Consider the following 18,793-nt stretch of genomic DNA (forward strand, 5'->3'; position numbering starts at 1 on the left):
TCATTCTCCTTGATTGTATACTATGGGAAGTTCTTTTGCGATGGTCTCCTCCACCTCAAAAAGTACTTTCATATAAACTTTACCATTCTCTTTCTTATCATGCAAAATTTTTTGACTCACCAAACGGGAATCTGCCCCATATTTTGCCTGAATATCGCGAAAAGCACTCTCTAATCCTTCTTTTTTCGCTTCTTCCACTGTCACAGTCTGACTACTTTCGCTAACCTCCATCACCTTCTCAGTCATCCAGCCGATTGGAAGCGTTCGCGAGCGCCAAGTCAACGGATCATACAATGTCAGTGTTTCATGCTTATCAAACGGCTCATCGCCGTACCCCCATAACTGTATTGCACGATTTCCAAGAACGAGATATGACTTTTTGGATGATTCACCGGTATAAATTTTCTGTTTTCTTACAAGAGGTACTTCGATATCATATTCATGCCAAACAAGTCCCCGCACTTCCCCTTTAGCAACAACAGACTGGGAGTACTCTTCATCTCCAATAATTCCTGATATCAAAATATCCCCTTTTTTAACGCGGGAATTGACTTGAACTTTCGGCAAGCCCTTTTCCGCATAAATATGTGTAACTACAGCGTCTCTCGTGCTGACAAGATGCCTCGGACTCTGCAACTCCGGCTTTTTAGGTACAGCGGCTTCCACTACCTGAATTTGAATGCTCGTACCATTTCTTTCAACGCCAACCCACGAGGTTCCGGGCAAACGAGTAGTCAAATTCGTTGACAGCTTGTCCAATGGTTTCATTCTGAAAATCCATTGATAAGGGTATATCCCTTCCTCTTTTGCCGCTTGCAGCACGTCTTCGGTCGCTATCGTCTCGTTTCCTTCAACACTTACGTTCCAGATCATAGAGGATAAAGCGGTTAAAATGGCAAAAAATATAACTACACCGATCACAAAAAGTTTGCGCTTCAGCAATCGAACAGCCCGGAAAGGCAGTCCATGACGTTCAAGGATACGAGTTCTGCAGCCTGTCCGCTTTAACAAAGGGCGCAGCCCTTTAAAATCATTTAGCAACAGCTTGAACTCTACGGAATGCTCTCCTGTCGGTTTTACATCCCAAACCGGAGTTCCCTTCTCCGCCAATGCATTGATGAATGCTTCCACATGCTCGCCATGCACCGTAAGCTTCAAATAACCGCGTATAAAGACCATTGTCGGTATATTCACGGTCTCTCCCCCGTTCCTATATATTGAATGTTGTTAATTGTGCCTTCAATCATGACTTCCGTACTCTGAATTGCTCGGATGGAGAGACCGGAACCCGTTATTTCCATAGACCCCTGAGAAAGAGAAAGCACAAGCTTTTCAGCGGAAAAATGACGGACACCACGATGGTTTTCAATATGCAATTCCTTATTTCCAATCAGGGTCAACCGCGGCAAGTCAAATAATAGATCCTGCGGCAAATCGAGCATTTCCTGAGTCCATTTCTGCAACTTGCGGCTGATGCGGGACATATGAAGGCCCTCCCCCCTTCCTATACTGTACACCTTATGAACGGAATGGCCTTTTTATGCAAGTTGATAGCCTTTCATGAACGATGGGAAAGCACGGCTTCTACTGATAAGCAAAAAGACCGCTATGTCGATGACATAAGCGGTCTTGATATTGATATTTGATTGGTTTTTCCTAAAAACACCAAAAGTTTCACTAATATCGGCGTCTCAAAGGTTTTTTAGAGCGGGGTGGCCCTAAAATTTCTGACCAGATCACTCCTCTTCTGGCCTGTTCTACAAGATTCGACTGGTTACGCCCAGATGTGCCACCCGTATCCGTAACCTCTACCGATATTTCAGGAATATGCGAAGTGATTTTGTCCAATTCCTTGTGAATCTGATCCAGACCTTCCTCCACATATCGATTGCGCTCCTCCATATCGAGCGAAAGGGTGGACTCCCTTCCCGGCGCAGCATCATGCCATGACTCCAAATCGGCAGGGGAACTATATGTTCTCTCCGACTCTTCATGGTACGCGGGATATGGCTCTTCGTCATCAAACGAATCATATGTCCGATCATCGGCTGACTGACCCGCCGAAGCTTCTGTAGCAGGCAAAGACTTAACGCGCCGGGCTTGCTGTCCTGAGAGTTCTTCCTTATTGGATTTTGGAACCCGTTCGGTCAAATCTCCACCCCCTCCGAACGTTGGCATCCGGTTTTGTTTGCTTTCCTCATTATTTTTGCCGATTTTCCCAAATGCGGAGAGGATAAAAAAAACTATACCCGCCACGATGACAATATTATCAAGAATCCAATCCATCAGTGGCTCGCCTCATCTCTTCCTGTTATTTTTTATGAGAGTCATTTCCGTCCGTATTCTCACCCATTTTGCCAAGGGTGCCTCTCATTTGGGTATCTGCTTCAATATTTTTAAGATTCATGTAATCCATTACGCCAATCTTGCCACTTTTCAGCGCTTCAGCCATAGCCAGCGGTACTTGAGATTCGGATTCTACCACGCGCGCTCTCATTTCTACAACGCGGGCCTTCATTTCCTGCTCTTGCGCTACAGCCATCGCGCGGCGTTCTTCCGCTTTAGCCTGAGCGATTCGCTTGTCTGCTTCCGCCTGCTCCGTTTGCAAGTATGCACCGATATTTTTGCCTACATCCACATCCGCGATGTCAATAGACAGAATTTCAAATGCTGTACCGGCATCCAGCCCTTTAGATAACACAGTTCTGGAGATCAGATCTGGATTCTCCAATACGTCTTTATGGGAAGCCGAAGAACCGACCGTCGTAACAATACCTTCACCAACACGGGCAATAATCGTCTCTTCACCCGCACCACCGACCAGGCGGTCAATATTCGCACGAACAGTAACACGAGCTTTAACTTTAACTTCAATACCATCCTTGGCAACAGCCGCAACGATAGGGGTTTCAATGACACGAGGGTTTACACTCATCTGAACGGCCTGAAGAACATCACGCCCTGCGAGGTCAATCGCTGCGGCACGTTCGAATTCAAGCGGAATGTTCGCACGCTGGGCGGCAATCAGCGCATTTACAACCCGGTCCACGTTACCGCCCGCCAAATAGTGACTTTCCAGCTGATTTATATTCAATCCCAAGCCGGCCTTTGTCGCTTTAATGAGCGGGTTAACGATTCGGCTCGGTGTAACGCGGCGAAGCCGCATAGCAACCAGCGTAATAATTCCGATGCGAACACCCGAAGCGAGCGCCGAGATCCAGAGCATCAACGGGAAGAAGCTGAAAAACACACTCAGCACGATGATCGCAACGACCCCGATCAGTAGAATGGGAATCAAAGAACTATCCATATCCAAAAAAATCATCCTCCAACGATATATTTGTTATGACCATCTTACCAAATAAAGCAAGTGAATAACTACCTGAGAAATTTTTATTTCTGTATTATTCCTTCTCTTCCTCAACTACGATCCGGGTTCCATCGGTCATCACAACACGAACAAGACGGCCTGATTCAATAAATCCTCCTTCGGTAACGACATCAAGACGACGTCCGTCAATCTCAACAGTTCCAGACGGACGAAGAGGGGTTATGCTTCTGCCAATAAGCCCGATCAACACATCCCTGTCCTCCACAGGAACATATCCTTGCTCCTTCGTGAGACTATCTTTTAATATGAACTTATTCCATATTCCCCGTTCTTTAAACACCAGAGCTACAACGACAATGGCTACTAACGCAGAAGTAACAGCTATTCCAAGAGATAATGCTACATGAGATGTACTGTACGCTGCCCGTACGACACCGAAAATCAATAAGATCGAGCCACCAATACCAAGTATTCCAAAACTTGGCACAAACAATTCTATGACAAGCAAGCCGATACCGATAATAAACAGAAGCCACGTTTCCGATCCAGCGAATCCCGCAACTGAATTACCAAAGAAATAAAGCACAAATGCTGCAATTCCCAAAATTCCTGGTACGCCGAATCCAGGAACGATAACTTCAATGATAACCCCTGCAATACCTACAAAAAGCAGGATTGTCATCACGACAGGATGCGTCAAAAACGTAGCCAATTTTTCGGAGAAAGTCTGCTCCATATGAAAGACATCATTGGTGGAGTAGCCCATCCATTCGATGACCTCATTGGTGCTATCGGCAATTTTATCTGCATAACCAACCTTCAATGCTTCATCGTGAGATAAGGAAATGATCTCACCAACATTTTTCGTTTTACCGATTTCAGGCATTTCGACCTTTATATTAATATCAGCCATTCCTTCAGCGATATCGGGATTGCGTCCATTCATCTCAGCAGCGCTTCTCATTTTGCTCTTCCAATACGCTACCATCTTGGCATCTTCAATACGATTGCCCATTCCATCTACCAAATATGCTGCACCGATCGTGCTTCCCTCAGCCATAGCAATCTTGTTAGCATTTAGTGCAATGTAACTTCCGGCCGAAGTGGCATCCCCTCGAACATAAGCAACGGTGGGGATTTCAGTACCTTTTATGATACCCGCAATTTCATCAGCTTGGTCCACTCGCCCCCCAGGCGTATTGATTTCAAGTACGATTAAACCCGCTTCCATCTCTTCGGCTTCCTTAAAACCGCGTTCCAAAAAGCTGGTCAACCCTCGCTCGATCGGCTGATCGACCGGGATTACATACACCGACCCCGCCTTAGCAGCTGCTGCTTGTTTCACCGGCAACATATACATGCCGACAGACATCAGAATAAGCAGCATAACTCCTGCAATCGTCCAAAATCGCCGCCCCTTATGATCACTGTTATTAACCACCATCATCCCCTCCTTTTCGATTAAATGATATTTGCGCTATATCGATATTATAATCGATTCGAGCCATCCGGGGATGTTCTTATGAATTAAGGTCCCGGCTTTATGATAGGTATTACGAATAACTTTCAATTTTGTTTCAATAATTATGTATCCGTCGCAGTATCTGATTGGCAAAAGCAAGCACACTATCTGTCATAAACAGGCCCACATCGAAAAAACACCCCTTGATTCATCAAGGAGTGTTTCGCTTATGTTATTACAGAAATTGTTGAACAACTTGATTAACAAGCTTTCCATCTGCACGCCCTTTAACTTTTGGCATGAGAGCGCTCATAACTTTCCCCATATCGGCTTTTGAAGAAGCACCGGTTTCCTGGATGGTCTGCTGTACAATGACTTTAATTTCTTCTTCAGAAAGCTGTTCCGGGAGGTAGGCACTAAGAAGTTCAATTTCTGCATTCGCATTTTCGGCAAGATCATGGCGACCTGCTTTTTCAAATTCTTGGAGGGCATCTTTGCGCTGTTTGATCTCACGACTAATAATATCAAGCACTTCGTTGTCATCCAAACTTCTTTTTAAATCTATTTCAAGATTTTTAATCGTCGAACGAACCATTCGAATATTGGAGAGTTTGAACTTGTCCTTACTCTTCATCGCTTGCTTCATATCTTCGTTCAATCGTTCGCTAAGATTCATGCTAGTTCATATCCTCCTAAAACTTTCTCTTACGAGCAGCCTCGGACTTTTTCTTGCGCTTTACGCTTGGCTTTTCATAATGCTTACGTTTCTTCACTTCAGCCAAGACGCCATCTTTAGCAATGGAACGTTTGAAGCGACGAAGTGCAGCATCAATTGTCTCGTTTTTGCGAACTTTCGTTTCAGACACCAGTTTTCCCTCCCTCCGACCAGACCGTCCAAGAGCATAACACGGTTCATCATTCTTCATTATAGGGTAAACTGAAATAAGGTGTCAACCTTGACAGTTCCATTATTGCAAGCTTTAAATCCGTATGTATTTAGCAGGCAAAACTACCTGCACACTTGCAGTTAAGCATGGGATGAAGAGATTCCTGTTAAAGCTCCAAGACGCGCTCCTCCGAGCAAATGATAATGTAAATGATGAACGGTTTGTTCGCCATCTTGACCGCAGTTATTGATCAGGCGGTAGCCGCTTTTGGCAATTCCAAGCTCAGCAGCCGCTTCTTGAGCCGCCTTATGAATGTCAACAATCAGCTCTAAATCTTCTGCCTGAACATCGTTCATCGAAGCGATATGTTTCTTGGGAATGATCAGCACATGAACCGGAGCGGCTGGCTGAATATCGTGGAAAACAAGCACACGGTCATTCTCCATCACCTTCTTGGAAGGGATATCTCCATTAACAATTTTGCAAAACAGACAATTATCCACAACTATACCTCCTCATAAGGTTATCATGTTTTCATCATACAAGAAAAACTGCGGTTTCGTCCAATTAAAGACAAAAAAATAGAAGCACCCGGTCAGCTGAAACTCAGCTGTCCAGCAAACGGACGTATGATGCAGAGATATCTCTTATCCATACGTCCGCCGAGGTGCTTCCAAAGAAAAAGAATGTCGGCTTAGCTGTATTATAACAGCCCCTTGTAACTGTCTCTGTGAACAAAATCACAGGACAAAAACAGGCTTACATCGTCTCTAAAACAATCTTCGATCCGCCTCCGGAATGCTCGGCTGGCTGTACGATCAGCTTGCGTGGCAGACGTGCTCTCAGCTCCGGCACATGGCTGATAATCCCTACCGTAAGACGATCATGGTGAAGTCTTTCCAAAGAGGTGATGACTGTTTCAAGCAATTCAGGGTCCAGTGTGCCAAAGCCTTCATCGAGAAAGAAAAACTGTAAAGGGTACTGTCCTCTGAGCTGAATCTGGGCTGATAAAGCCAGTGCCAGAGACAGGGATGTCAAGAACGTTTCACCGCCAGACAATGTTGAAACCGGCCTGCGCACGCCCCCGTTCGCATCATCACGAATAACAAATCCCCCTCCGGAATCGACCTCCAGGGAATAACGCTGTTTCGTCAAAAAACGTAGACGCTGGGACGCGGTTTGACTGACTTGCATAAGCTGCTCTTCAGCTACATATTCCACAAAAGCATTTCCGCGTAAACAGGATTGAAGCTTGGACAGACGCTCGCCTTCCAAGGCATGCAGTTTGCGGCGTTCTTCCAGCTCCATAAACCGAATATGCCGCTCCTTGAGATCTTCCAAATCCCGTTCGGCGCGAGCTTTCGACTCGATTGCCAGTTCATCTGCCTGCTGACATCGCTCCAATGTCTGTGAGCATTCCTGCCAAGCTTCTTCACTAAATGCCGCACCGTCTAACTTCAGCTCAATATCTTTCAGCCGCATTGACCATTCACGCTGACCTTCACGATGAGCCTGAACAAGAGAAGCGTATCGCTCGGCTTCCTGCGGGCTCATAGAAGCTTCAAGAACCGCCTCTTCAGTGGCGAATGGCGATTCGCCAAGCAAGGCAAGCCATCGCTGCTTCGCCGCCTGTGCGTGTTCGCTGGCAGAGTCCGCTGCCTGCTTGGCAATAGCTGCTGCCTGATTCGCCTGCTGCTTCCGCTCTTCCGCTTTCCTTCGTTCCTGCTTCGCATGATCGGCTGCGGATTTCAAATGCTGAAGACGCTGCTTACATTCCTGCAGCAGTTCTTGAGCAGAACGCTCGCCAACCCATGACTTAAGCCTCTTCTCCTTTTCCAGGATAAGCTCCTGCTTGCTCTCAAACTGCGCATCCCATTGAATAAGCTGCTTCTCCAGTTCAAGAAGCTGACTCTCAAAATTCAATACAGCCCGCTTCTTCTCTTCCAGAAAAGGTACGCTTCGATCAAGTCCTTCCCGAACCGATTCCGCTTTAGCATCCCGCTCCTGCATTTCCTTAAAGCGAAGCTCTACCGTCTGCAGCTCAAGGCCTGAGTTGTTCTGATCCCACTGCTGCTTCAAACGGGTGATCTCTTCTCTCCATCCGCTGATCTTTTTCTCAAACTGATCGGATAACATACGGGCATTCTCGGCAGAAGCGTTCCGCTTGGCCAATTCCTGCTGGAGGGAAGCAAGCTTTTGTTGAACACTTGAAAGATGGTCCTTACATTGCTGTAGAACTTCTGTCTGAACTGAAGAGACTTTTTTAAGCGCTGGTACAAAATGCCAAATCTTATCCAGCTCTAAGGCAAAGGATAACTCCTCATGTTGTTCAAATTCCAAACCTGCAGCAACTTCAGAAAAAATATTCGTCAGCTCAACAATTTCGGCATCATTTTTCATCAAGTCTGCTGTTATTGAAACAGCCGGAACGGACAAAGCCGAGACTTCATTAAACTGCTGACGAAGAGTCAAGCGAAGTTCTTGAATCTCCTCTTGAGCCTGACGAAGGGATTCCTGCTGCTGTTCAAGAGATTCTTCTATAGGGACATCCAGCCGAACCGGATTAGGATGATGCATACTGCCGCAAACAGGGCAAGCTTCCCCATCGCGCAGCTCAGCGGCCAGTGATACGGACAACGCGTGCAGCTGCTGTTCTCGAAGAGATTTATTCATCGATACAGCAGTTTCTGCCGCTTTGGCTGCCCCCTCGTCCGCAAGACGCGATGCCTCCCCAGCCGTATGTCTAAGCTGCTCCGATTTCAGGGCAAGCCGCTCCAACTCAAGCTGAAGCTCTTGTTCTATGGCCAATGCTTCCTTCAAATCATGTTCAATACGCTGCTGCTTCTTGGTATGTTCCTTGAACTCGGTCTCTGTTTTGGATAGCTGCTCTTCAGCGCCCATAATCAACTGCCGTTTCTGCATAGCCTCATGCAGATTCTGCCGATCTTGCGCGCGTGTCTCAAGCTGTTTCAGAGTCTCTTGCAGCTCCTCACGTCGTTTGTTCCCTCTTTCCAGCAGCTCCTGCTCCTTATGAAGCTGTGCACCAATGCTTTCCAGTGACTTTCTGGCTTTAGAGCGCCGGGCATTCAGAGCGTTAAGCTCAAGATGAAGCCCATCCCTTTCTTGTTGAAGAACGGACGCCTGCTCCAGCTGCTCGGCCCGCAGCAAAAGCTTGGGCTCCTCTTCTGACAATTGCAGCGTAGCGGCATCGTCCGCCTTGCAAGCAAGCTCAGCTGCTGCCCCAGCCGCCTCCGACTGCCTCAATAGCAGCTCCGCTTGTTCCAGCAAGTCTTTATGCTTTTTTACGGATTCCCGGCTTAGTTCCAAAGCTGGAATAAGAAGCTTTGCGGCTGCCGCCTGCTCCAAACGTTTTTCATAACCTTTGATCTCTTCCTCATGTGCTGCTAAATCATCCAGTTTGCTTCTAAGACGGCGCCGCTCCAAATCCAGTTCGCGAATTTTCCCTAGAGCTTCACTTGCCTCGGTCGCTGCTCTTAAAGCTTTTCTCGACTTTTCCGCGTGCACGACCGCCTCTTCCATCTTCTTCTTAGCCTCTGCTACGGCTTCTTTGCCTGCATTTCCAAGACCCTGTTGCTCCGCTTCGATCGACTTTAATGCCCCGTCATTCTCTTTCACTCTGCGGCTGAGCTTTACAGCAAGCTGATCACCGTAACGCTCCAGATGAAAAAGTCGTTGGAGCATCTGCCGCCGTTCACTACCTTTTAATGACAGAAACTCGGCGAATTTCCCCTGAGGGAGCACAACTGCCCTGGTGAAGTCATCCATCTTCAGACCGATTTTCTCTTCTATGCAGCGGGTCACCTCAGCCAGCTTGTCCGCAATAACGACCTCTCCTTCATCCTTAAGCGCAACGAATCGGCTGATCGTATTACTGATCGACAGTTCATTATTCCGTTTGAAACGCCGCTCTACACGATATTTTTCCGGGCCGTCTGCAGAAGCCAGTTCAAAAGTAAAAGATACAAAAAGACTATCCTCTGAATGATTCATAATCCCCTGCGTACCGTTTACCGCACGTTCCACTTTGCCGTACATCGCCAGAGTAATGGCATCCAGCAGTGTCGATTTCCCGCTTCCGGTCGGTCCGAATATACCAAATAATCCGGTCTCGCACAGCTGCTCAAAATCGATTTCCTGCGATTCCCGATAGCTTTGAAGACCAGCTATTTTAAGTGAAATCGGCTTCACTCACTCACCCCCGCTCGTTTTCGCGTCTTCCTCATCTACAAGCTCCAAAAATAACTCGACAAGACTATCTTCCGGCTCTGCTCCCCCAGTCTGCCGCTGATAGAACTTGCGAAACAGCTCCGGCAGGGGAAGGGCAGATCTCTGGCTCTCCAGCCCCAAATGTTCCATTTCAGGGTATATCGGCCGAATATGAATGATCCCCTCACGGCTTTTGCGCAGGCGCTGAATATCCGCCATCCCCATCGCTTCAGTCAATGAAATTTCAAGGTCTATGTAAGCGCCGGGATCTCTCTCTTCCTCCAGCCATCGATATACTTCCTGTAGGCCTCCCTTGGCCTTCCAACGGACGAGCGGGCGCCCGCTCTTTAGAAACAGTTCCTCAATCACCGGGGTGCTTTCAGGGGTAACATCCACCATCGTTACGGATTTGGCTTGTCCCGCCTCCGAGAAGCTGTAAGCCAAGGGCGAGCCGCTGTAGCGAATGATCCCTTCACCTTTAACAGCCTGCGGCCGGTGAAGATGACCAAGGGCCGTATAACAAGCCCCAACCGCCAACGCTGACGGATCTACAGTATAAGCACCCCCTACCTGTATAGGGCGCTCTGAGTCACTCTCCAGCCCGCCGAGAACGTAAATATGACTCATTGCCAGATTCACCGTCTTTGGCGAAAATTCACGAGCCATCATCTCCATTAATTTTCCCACCCGTTTACTGTAAGCCCGGCGCAGCTCATTTTCGTCCCCGCCTTCGGTCAGCAGCTCATTTAGTCTTGCTTCTGATGGATAGGGAAGGGCTGCTATTTTGGCAACTTCTCCAGTTCGGGGGACCGTTACGGTAACAGCCTTCGTTGAGGGCAGCCCTACCAGACGAATTCCACGGCTTGATACAAGCGGTGTCACCGATGATACCCTTTCAGGCTGATCATGATTTCCCGCGATGACGACTAGCGGCCGTCCTCCATCTGTCAGCCGGGCAGCAGCTTCATAAAACAGCTGCTCTGCAGCCGCAGGCGGGTTAACAGAATCATACACGTCACCTGCCATCAATATAAGGTCTGCACGCTGGTCATCAGCCAGCCTGACAAGCTCGTCCACAAATGCCTCTTGTTCAGCCATACGGCTTCGCCCTTCAAGCGTTCTGCCCAAATGCCAGTCACCTGTATGCAAAATTCGCATAAATTTCAGTTCACCCTCTCTAACGGAAAGCTTATTTCTCAATGTATCAACAATTTTATAAAAGAACGGCATGGCCTCCATCGAAAAAGTAGAGCCATTTTTCATAAATAGGTTCATCCAAAATATCCTGCAGCGCCCTGCTGTATAACTCCAGCTGAAAACGATATCGCTCGGTTAAGGATTCAACACCTCCGCGATGCTCGAGAACGCGGTCTGTTTTATAATCCAGCAAAATCAGCTGATCGTCCACTCGGAACAAGCAGTCCACCACCCCTTGAATCAGGACGGTCTCATCAGCCAGAAGCTTCGCCTCACGAACGGAGGAATCCGTTGCTCCTTCCGTCAAGCCCAGAAAAGCTAGACCTTTGTAAGCCTCGAATGCAGACAAACCATATGAAAACGGCAGCTCTCGCCAAATTTGCTGGGCTTCGAGAAGCTTCGTTCCTACTTGAGAATGGAAAACCCCCATAATTTCTTCCGGTTTTACAGCATCAGCCTGGGCTCTTGTGATAATCTCTTTCTCGATCAGTTCCACTATCGTTCTCTCAACAATAGAGAGATTCGTATTTTTGGCGATAGGCATATGCTGCATGATAGTGTGATAGACCGTTCCCCGCTCAGCCGGAGTTAGTGCAGTCTCTTCCATGAATTTCGGTCTTCGTAAGTGCAGGGTCAACGAATCGGCATCCGACAGCTTCTTTGCCTGCTCTCTGCGAAGCACCGCTTCTTCTACGATATCCAGTGACGGGCTGTCCTGCATAGATAGCAGCTTTTTCATTTCCGTAACCGATGTTTTCGCAGAAATCCCGCTAACCGGTGCAAAAGGATATGTCCAGCTCAAACGGTGGTAAATATCCTGTCTCATCTCCTGCACACTGCCTTCTTCCAGCCAACCGATATCGGCAACCGGCTCCACCTTGCGTAGGGCAGCTTCTTTCTCGGCCCGATTCGCCTCTATAGCATCCTCTTCCTCTTTATGAATTGCAGTCTCGGACAAAGTATCGGATGTTTCGATATGAATGACCCAGTCAGTGCTGTCCGACGAAAGCGCGGTGTACTCCGGAAGCTGCAAGCCTGCTGCTTCCCGCAGCATTCCAGCAGATGGATGACGTATAATAGCAGGCCCGATCCAATCGATATAACTGCGTCCGCGTGCCAGCATATAATCGGGCAGAAGCAGTTCGCGCGTACTATCTGCCTGAGCCCAGCTGCTCACTTTTTTCGGCAAGTCCTTGACGGTCCCTACCAAAATCATCTTCTCCTTCGGTCTCGTTAACGCTACGTAAAGAACACGCATTTCCTCTGCCAGTAGCTCCAGCTGCGCTCTGCGGCGTATAGCAAGATTCGGGAGTGTCGGATAGCTGACCCGCAGTTTTTCATCTACATACTTCGGTCCAAACCCAAGCTCCTTATGCATCAGGAAAGGAATGTTCAGATCCTGCTGGTTAAATTTTTTTGATAATCCAGCCACGAACACGACCGGAAACTCCAAGCCCTTGCTTTTATGAATAGTCATGAGACGAACAGCGTTGCCCTGATTCTCTGTCCCGCCTGCTGCACCAAGATCTCCGCCATTATCACGCAAGCGTGAGATAAAGGTCAGGAACCGGAAAAGCCCTCTGGATGACGTATCCTGTTCGTATTGAACAGCCCGGTCATATAGGGAGGTCAGATTGGCTCTGCGCTGAGAACCGCCCGGCAGTCCCCCAACCCAGTCCAGATAGCCTGTTTCACTGTAAATTTCCCAGATGAGGTCACTGAGACTTCCTTGACGCGCTTTGTTACGCCAAGTTTGGAGCCTTTCCATAAACCTTTTCAGTTTCCGGGACAGCTCTTGGGATATTACAGGACCATCGTTTACATGACCTGTTGTCAATTCTGATTTTTCAGAGATGACCTCTAGATCCGCCCGACCTGCAGCCGCCTCGGTATACCCTGGCCATATTATTCCGGTCGTCCAGCGACCGCTATCGATCCCAGCTCCTTCAGACAGATCGGGCTCAAATGCACCGATGGCCGCTTGAACCGCATCATAAAACGTTCCCGAAGAACATAGGCGAACCTGTGCCAAATCCTCTTCCGTTAAGCCGACGATCGGTGATCGCAAAACAGAAGCAAGCGGGATATCCTGGCGTGGATTATCAACGACATGAAGTAAAGAAAGCATAATTTCAACTTCAATCGCTTGAAAATATCCCTTGCTCTGTTCACCGATTGACGGGATTCCTTCCTGCCGCAGCTCCTCCATAATTAACGGGGACCATACCATAGCAGAACGCAGCAAAATAACGATATCGCCATACTGGGCAGGTCTCATCGATTTAAGATGCTTATCATACACCATGAGCGAATTTCCGTGTTCTCCGACCAATGAGCGTATCCGGCGGGCAATTGCCCGGGCCTCCAGCTGAGCGGTCTCCATCTCCAGCCGCTCACTCTCAGAAGAAATCCCTTCAATATCCGGGCTTTCCCCGTCCTTAGGTTCCTCGCTTCCTTGACCAAGACGGTCAATAAGCAGCAATTCAGGAGCATAGGGGGTATTGCGTGCCAAGGCATCTTCATCGTCCAGATCAAAATGATCATGCGTTCGCTCTGGCTGCGGAAAGGATGCGCCGCACACAAGCTCTGCCCGAGGATCATACGCGATTTCTGCCACGGACTCGTTCATGATCTGACGAAACACCATATTGACGGCATCCACAACCTCCATCCGGCTGCGAAAGTTCCGTGCAAGATCGATCCGGATTCCCGAGGATTTCAAAGAAGGGTCAAGTGAATGTGCCCCAACCTCCGCTTCAGATACGTAATTTTTGTATTTATCCAGAAACAAACCCGGTTCAGCTAATCGAAAACGGTATATACTCTGCTTGACATCCCCGACCATGAACCGGTTTCCTGGAGATTCCCGGGAGATCAGGTGAACAATATCTTCTTGTACGTTATTTGTATCCTGATATTCATCAAGCAGCACTTCATCAAACTGTGCCTGGTATTCCAGCGCAGCATCAGACGGCATGAGACGTCCCGGATCAGAGTCCGGATGTCTTAAAATCTGAAGACAGTAGTGTTCCAGGTCATTAAAGTCCACGACACTTTTCGCAGCCTTGGCAGCACGATATCGATCAGCGAAGGCAATGACCGTTTCGACCAGCTCACGCATCAGCGGAGCAGCGGTTTGAAGTTCGTTCACAAATTCAAACGCCGGGCGTCCAAACAAAGCTGTTTTCAGCTCGTTCACTGTTTTTTTCACATTGTCCCGCAGCTCCTTGACCCGCTCCTGCAGTTCAGGAATCACCTCGTCCTTACGAACAGACTTCAGCTTGCCGAAAGAAACCGTGCGGAAGCGGTCGTAAAGCTGATCCCATGGATCATGGTTGACCGCGTTAAGCAGCGATTCCACCAGCATCATATCCTCATTCAAGTTCGCCTCATATGGAGCCGGCCCACCCGGCATCATCGCTATTGAACGGGCCTGCTTGAGCAGATCCAATGCGCCTGAAAGCGACAGATGTGCGTCAGCAAGAATGCTCCGAACCCAAGCCGTCTCACCTAATGATGCTGTATCCTTTACCTGAAATGAAGCGGCCATGTCTCTGAGCCAATGATCAGGCCAGGAGTGACTGCGGGAAAAATCGTTCAAACGCTGAATCAGCCGAAATAAAGCATCATCGCTTCGTTCACCGCTGAACCAATCCGCCAGCTGCAGAAAAGTCCCTCCCTGCGCAGCATCACCGTATTTCTCCTCAAACAGATCCTCCAAAATGTCCTGACGCATGAGCTCCGCTTCATACTCATTTAAAATTCGAAATCCTGGATCGAGCGGGATCAGTTGATAATAACGCCGTATCACTTCCATGCAGAATGAATGTAGCGTAGTAATAGAGGCACGTCCAAGCATTGCGAGCTGACGCCGTAAATGTTCATTGTCCGGATCTTTCTCAAGTTCTCTGTCGAGCGCTTCCCGAATACGTTCACGCATTTCCGCCGCTGCCGCTTTAGTAAATGTAGCTACGAGCAAACGATCCACGCTGAATCCTGCGCTTTCGTCCGTAATTTTACGGATGATGCGTTCGACCAGCACGGCGGTTTTGCCTGAACCGGCAGCCGCAGCGACCAGGATGTCGCTTCCGTTCATCGCGATCGCTTTCCACTGATCGTCGCTCCACATGCTGCCTTCCGGTTTAGTCATGATCCTATTCACCTGTCGCTTCCTCCTTTCATCTGTTCCAGCAGCTCCCAGACCCGTTCCTTGCCCGGCTTGCCTAATAGCTGATACCCGCTGCCTTCCATCGCCTCATCGAACTGACAAACCGATCGATAAGCACAATAGGTACAGGCCGTCTCTTGCTGAATCCGGTAAGGCTCAATAGATACTTCCCCGTCCGTAATCCGCGAGCCGATTGTAACCACATTCTTCCTCACAGCCGCGAGCAGCGTATCCCATTGATCCGGCGTAGCTACAGCTGCGCTGCTGTAAAAACTGCCGTCAGACTTAACAGCTACAGGAAGGATGGCAGAATGTCCTTTATCAAGGAATGAATCCATTAAAGATACGGCTTCACGGTCAGCCAGCAGCAACCCTTTCATCTTAAACCGCTTCAGCAGTTCTTCCGCTGCCTGATCAGGGTTGATACCGTTAGGCGCCTGAAGCATCGGGTCATGAACATGGAAATACAGTGTACCCGCAGGCAGTGCGTTCTCGCCCAGCCAATCTTCGGCATATGTGAGCAGCACGTCCAAATAGGTCAGTATCTGCAGGGATAAGCCATAGTACACTTCGTGCAAACGCAAGTCTTTTTGGCTCGATTTATAATCGATAACTCGCAGCATGATCCCGTTCTCTCCACGAGCCATATCAACACGGTCGATTCGACCGACCACTTCCATCAACACGCCGTTTGGCAGCTGAAAAACGAGCGGCGGGATCGGCTTGTCCGGGCCGAAGTCCAGTTCCAGACCAATCGGCTCGAAGCTTCCTCTGCGCGACTGCTCCCCTAAAATAACGGAGGCACGACCGACGATATTTTTCAGTTTGCGGGATATATATCCGTATCTCTTGGAGCTGAGCAGTATTTCTCCTTGCAGTTTAGGAATAAGCCTGTCAACTGTCGCTTCAGCTTCCTGCAAGCATTCGTCCGCACTCAGTTCGCCCCAGCTCCGACCTTGATCCTTAAAGCGCGACGCCATATCGCTAAGCGCGGCATGGAACAGCTGGCCGATATCTGGAGCTTGAAGCCGGTACAGCTGACGCTCGCGCAGCTTGAGCCCATGGGACGCAAAATGTGAGAAAGGGCACGCAACAAAACGTTCCATCCGCGACACACTTGTCCTCAGCTTGCTTCCGTATAAGCGCCGACTTGTCTCTTCTGCCAAAGTTCTGGCCTCATTACGGTAAGAAAGGGATGAGAGCATTCTGCCCAGTTGATCCTTCCATAAAGAATGACGTGCGAACCAGTTGTATACTTCCCACCACAAAGGCGGCAAATTTCCTCCATTTCTCCAATCCCGGAGTCTGCCGACAAGAAATGCGAGCGACTTTCCGGTTCCGGCCACAAATTGCTTCTGTTCCTCAGATGTCAGCTCACTATGAGGGTGGGAATGAAGTACTTGTTCTTTAAGCTGAAACATGCTCTTAACATGTCGAATAATTTCCGATGGCAGCAGCGGTTTTCCTTCATGGTCTGCCACAGGATAGCTGATCCATAGCTGATGGCTGGCTCCAGCCAACGCTATGTATATTAGAAAGCGCTCATCCAGCAGACGACGGGAAATGTTCGGAGCCAGCTCCATACCTGAGCTCTCGAGCGTAACCCGTTCCTGCTCCGTCAATATTCCATCATCCTGAAACTGGGCTGGAATTACGCCTTCATTCACGCCTAATAAAAATACATATTTTACATCACCCGAACGGGTATGATCCATACTTCCAATGAGCACCTGATCAAGAGAAGGCGGAACAAGCGCCATTCGAAGCTCCGTTAAACCCGTGTCCAGCATGCCGCTAAACATTTCAGCGCTCAGTTTCTCACTGCCCATCATCTCAACGATCTGATCAAGCAGGTCCAGCACAGCCCCCCAAACCTGACGATGCTCTCTGGCTTCTTCCGGCCTGCCGGCATCCAGTGCAGACCGGCTCATCAGCTCGAGCTTCTCCGGCACTTCGGCGTCCACCAGCAGATTGTAAACTGCTGCAGCCTTATCACGCGCGATCGCACCTTTCTTTATTCTCTTCTCAAAAGCATACAGCGGACCAGTAACAGCCATCCGGCATTGCTCAATGACATCAAGACCTTTGTCCTGGCGGCTTTCCCCGTCCCCATCTTCCAGCGATAGGCTCGGGACTCCTTTCCAAGGACGTCGATCCGTCCAGCGGGAACCAGTAATTCCGCATGCGAGGACATGGTTCTCAAGCAGGTCCATATCTTCTCTTGAAAGCGATCCGTCCAAAGGAAGCAGCAGGTCTGTTTTGACACAGCGGAATACGTCTTCATATCGCCAGCGACGATTTACGATATCCAGAGCAGCTCGAATAAACTCGATGAGCGGATGATGAAGCTCACTGCGCTTCTGGTCCAGAAAATAAGGAACATCGTATTCACGAAACAGCGGTCCGATCAGATGCTCATAATCGGCCAGGTTACGAGCGAATACCGCCATCTCACGAAATCTTGCCCCTTCTTCTCTCGCCAGCCTCAGCATTTCACGCAGCGCTCCCTCAACCTCAGTCCGGCGATTAGCTGCTGCATAAATCGACAATCCTTCCAGATGCCCTTCTTTATGACCATGACCGTTCAAAGGCCGCCAACGTGCTTTGCGATCAAAACCACGTTCCAGATGCGCTAAAACAGGGCGCTCCTTGAACCTCGGCAGCGTATCCGGATCAAGCAAAGTAAATTTGGTCTCAAGGCCCAATTCTTCAGCTATTCCCATCAGTTTTATGTAAGTAACAGCCGTCGGGTGGAACAAGTCCAGCTCATGCGGAACGGCCCCATACACATAAGGCTTGTCCAGCGTCAGCGCAGTCGTAACCGATGATGCATGCTGCATCAATTCTCGTATAACCAAATATTCTTGTGGTGTAAAGCCGTGGAAGCCGTCAATCCATATATCCGCACTTCGGATATACTCCGAAGAAACGATCCCTTCAGCAAGTGCTGCCAAAGTATCTTCCTCATCTATATAAAGCGGGGACAGTTCATTCTCAAAATCACGATACAACGCCAAAATATCTTCCAGTTTGCGGCGCAGCATCGGGGGACTCCCTGCAGTAGAGGACATATGCTCAAGCTGGTCCTCAACACAAGAAGCATCGATACAGTACCGTTTCATCTCTGTATACAGATCGCTAAGTTTGCCCACAAAACCCAGCTGTTCACCGGATGCGCCGAACAGATTCAGTTCATCTTTACGCCGCTGTATTATTTTGTAAAGCAGCATTCGCTTACCTTCCTCGCTGATCGAAACCCGAGCCGAGCCGCCCGTCTCCTGCATCACCCGATAAGCCAGCCGCCGGAAGCTGAGCACTTGAGCACGAAGACTTCCTTTGATGCGACTGGAGGTGACAAGCGCATTCTCCGTCTGAAAGGAAGCCTGCTCCGGCACGATCAGAATGATCGGCTTTCCGTGAGGCTCCTCCTCCAGCCGTCTTATGATATCTTCACATATTGATGTGCTTTTCCCGCTGCCCGAGCGGCCGATGACAAAAGAAATCGACATGTCCTGCCTCCT

12 protein-coding genes are annotated in these 18,793 nt (G+C 48.9%); all 12 read right to left on the reverse strand.

Features of this window, described 5'->3' with window-relative positions; genetic code table 11:
- The 12 genes from yqfD to addB all read right to left on the reverse strand — a co-directional run bounded on the left by yqfD (position 1) and on the right by addB (position 18,781).
- A complete protein-coding gene (yqfD, locus tag C8268_RS14630; RefSeq protein ID WP_106768357.1) occupies positions 1-1,194 on the reverse strand; it encodes a sporulation protein YqfD in 1,194 nt (397 codons plus the stop codon).
- Positions 1,191-1,484 (reverse strand): sporulation protein YqfC, encoded by a 294-nt coding sequence (yqfC, locus tag C8268_RS14635; protein WP_106768358.1) that lies wholly within the window; start codon positions 1,482-1,484, stop codon positions 1,191-1,193. The genes yqfD and yqfC overlap by 4 nt, the downstream gene beginning before the upstream one ends.
- Before the next feature lie 193 nt (positions 1,485-1,677).
- Positions 1,678-2,286, reverse strand: coding sequence for a single stranded DNA-binding domain-containing protein (locus C8268_RS14640; RefSeq protein WP_106768359.1), 609 nt, complete (start codon positions 2,284-2,286; stop codon positions 1,678-1,680).
- A gap of 25 nt (positions 2,287-2,311) precedes the next feature.
- Positions 2,312-3,310, reverse strand: a complete 999-nt coding sequence (gene floA / locus C8268_RS14645; protein WP_106769963.1) for a flotillin-like protein FloA — start codon at positions 3,308-3,310, stop codon at positions 2,312-2,314.
- A gap of 94 nt (positions 3,311-3,404) precedes the next feature.
- Positions 3,405-4,718 carry an NfeD family protein gene (locus C8268_RS14650; protein WP_420094281.1) on the reverse strand — a complete coding sequence of 438 codons (1,314 nt, stop codon included), beginning with the start codon at positions 4,716-4,718 and terminating at the stop codon, positions 3,405-3,407.
- 310 nt (positions 4,719-5,028) lie between these two features.
- On the reverse strand, positions 5,029-5,469 hold the full coding sequence (locus tag C8268_RS14655; protein WP_106768361.1) for a GatB/YqeY domain-containing protein: 441 nt from the start codon (positions 5,467-5,469) through the stop codon (positions 5,029-5,031).
- Positions 5,470-5,485: 16 nt separating this feature from the next.
- Entirely contained in the window at positions 5,486-5,659 is a 174-nt protein-coding gene (gene rpsU / locus C8268_RS14660; protein WP_005547957.1) for a 30S ribosomal protein S21, read from the reverse strand.
- Positions 5,660-5,820: 161 nt separating this feature from the next.
- Positions 5,821-6,183 (reverse strand): histidine triad nucleotide-binding protein, encoded by a 363-nt coding sequence (locus C8268_RS14665; protein ID WP_106768362.1) that lies wholly within the window; start codon positions 6,181-6,183, stop codon positions 5,821-5,823.
- A gap of 256 nt (positions 6,184-6,439) precedes the next feature.
- Positions 6,440-9,889, reverse strand: a complete 3,450-nt coding sequence (locus tag C8268_RS14670) for an AAA family ATPase (RefSeq protein ID WP_106768363.1) — start codon at positions 9,887-9,889, stop codon at positions 6,440-6,442.
- Positions 9,890-11,065: an exonuclease SbcCD subunit D gene (locus C8268_RS14675; protein WP_106769964.1), complete on the reverse strand. Its 1,176-nt coding sequence runs from the start codon at positions 11,063-11,065 to the stop codon at positions 9,890-9,892.
- A gap of 55 nt (positions 11,066-11,120) precedes the next feature.
- Positions 11,121-15,254: a helicase-exonuclease AddAB subunit AddA gene (addA, locus tag C8268_RS14680; RefSeq protein ID WP_106769965.1), complete on the reverse strand. Its 4,134-nt coding sequence runs from the start codon at positions 15,252-15,254 to the stop codon at positions 11,121-11,123.
- A gap of 8 nt (positions 15,255-15,262) precedes the next feature.
- Positions 15,263-18,781: a helicase-exonuclease AddAB subunit AddB gene (gene addB / locus C8268_RS14685; protein WP_106768364.1), complete on the reverse strand. Its 3,519-nt coding sequence runs from the start codon at positions 18,779-18,781 to the stop codon at positions 15,263-15,265.
- Positions 18,782-18,793: the final 12 nt, after the last annotated feature.

Origin of the sequence: Paenibacillus faecalis (genome assembly GCF_900289175.1) — a bacterium.
Lineage (GTDB): Bacteria > Bacillota > Bacilli > Paenibacillales > Paenibacillaceae > Paenibacillus_AQ > Paenibacillus_AQ faecalis.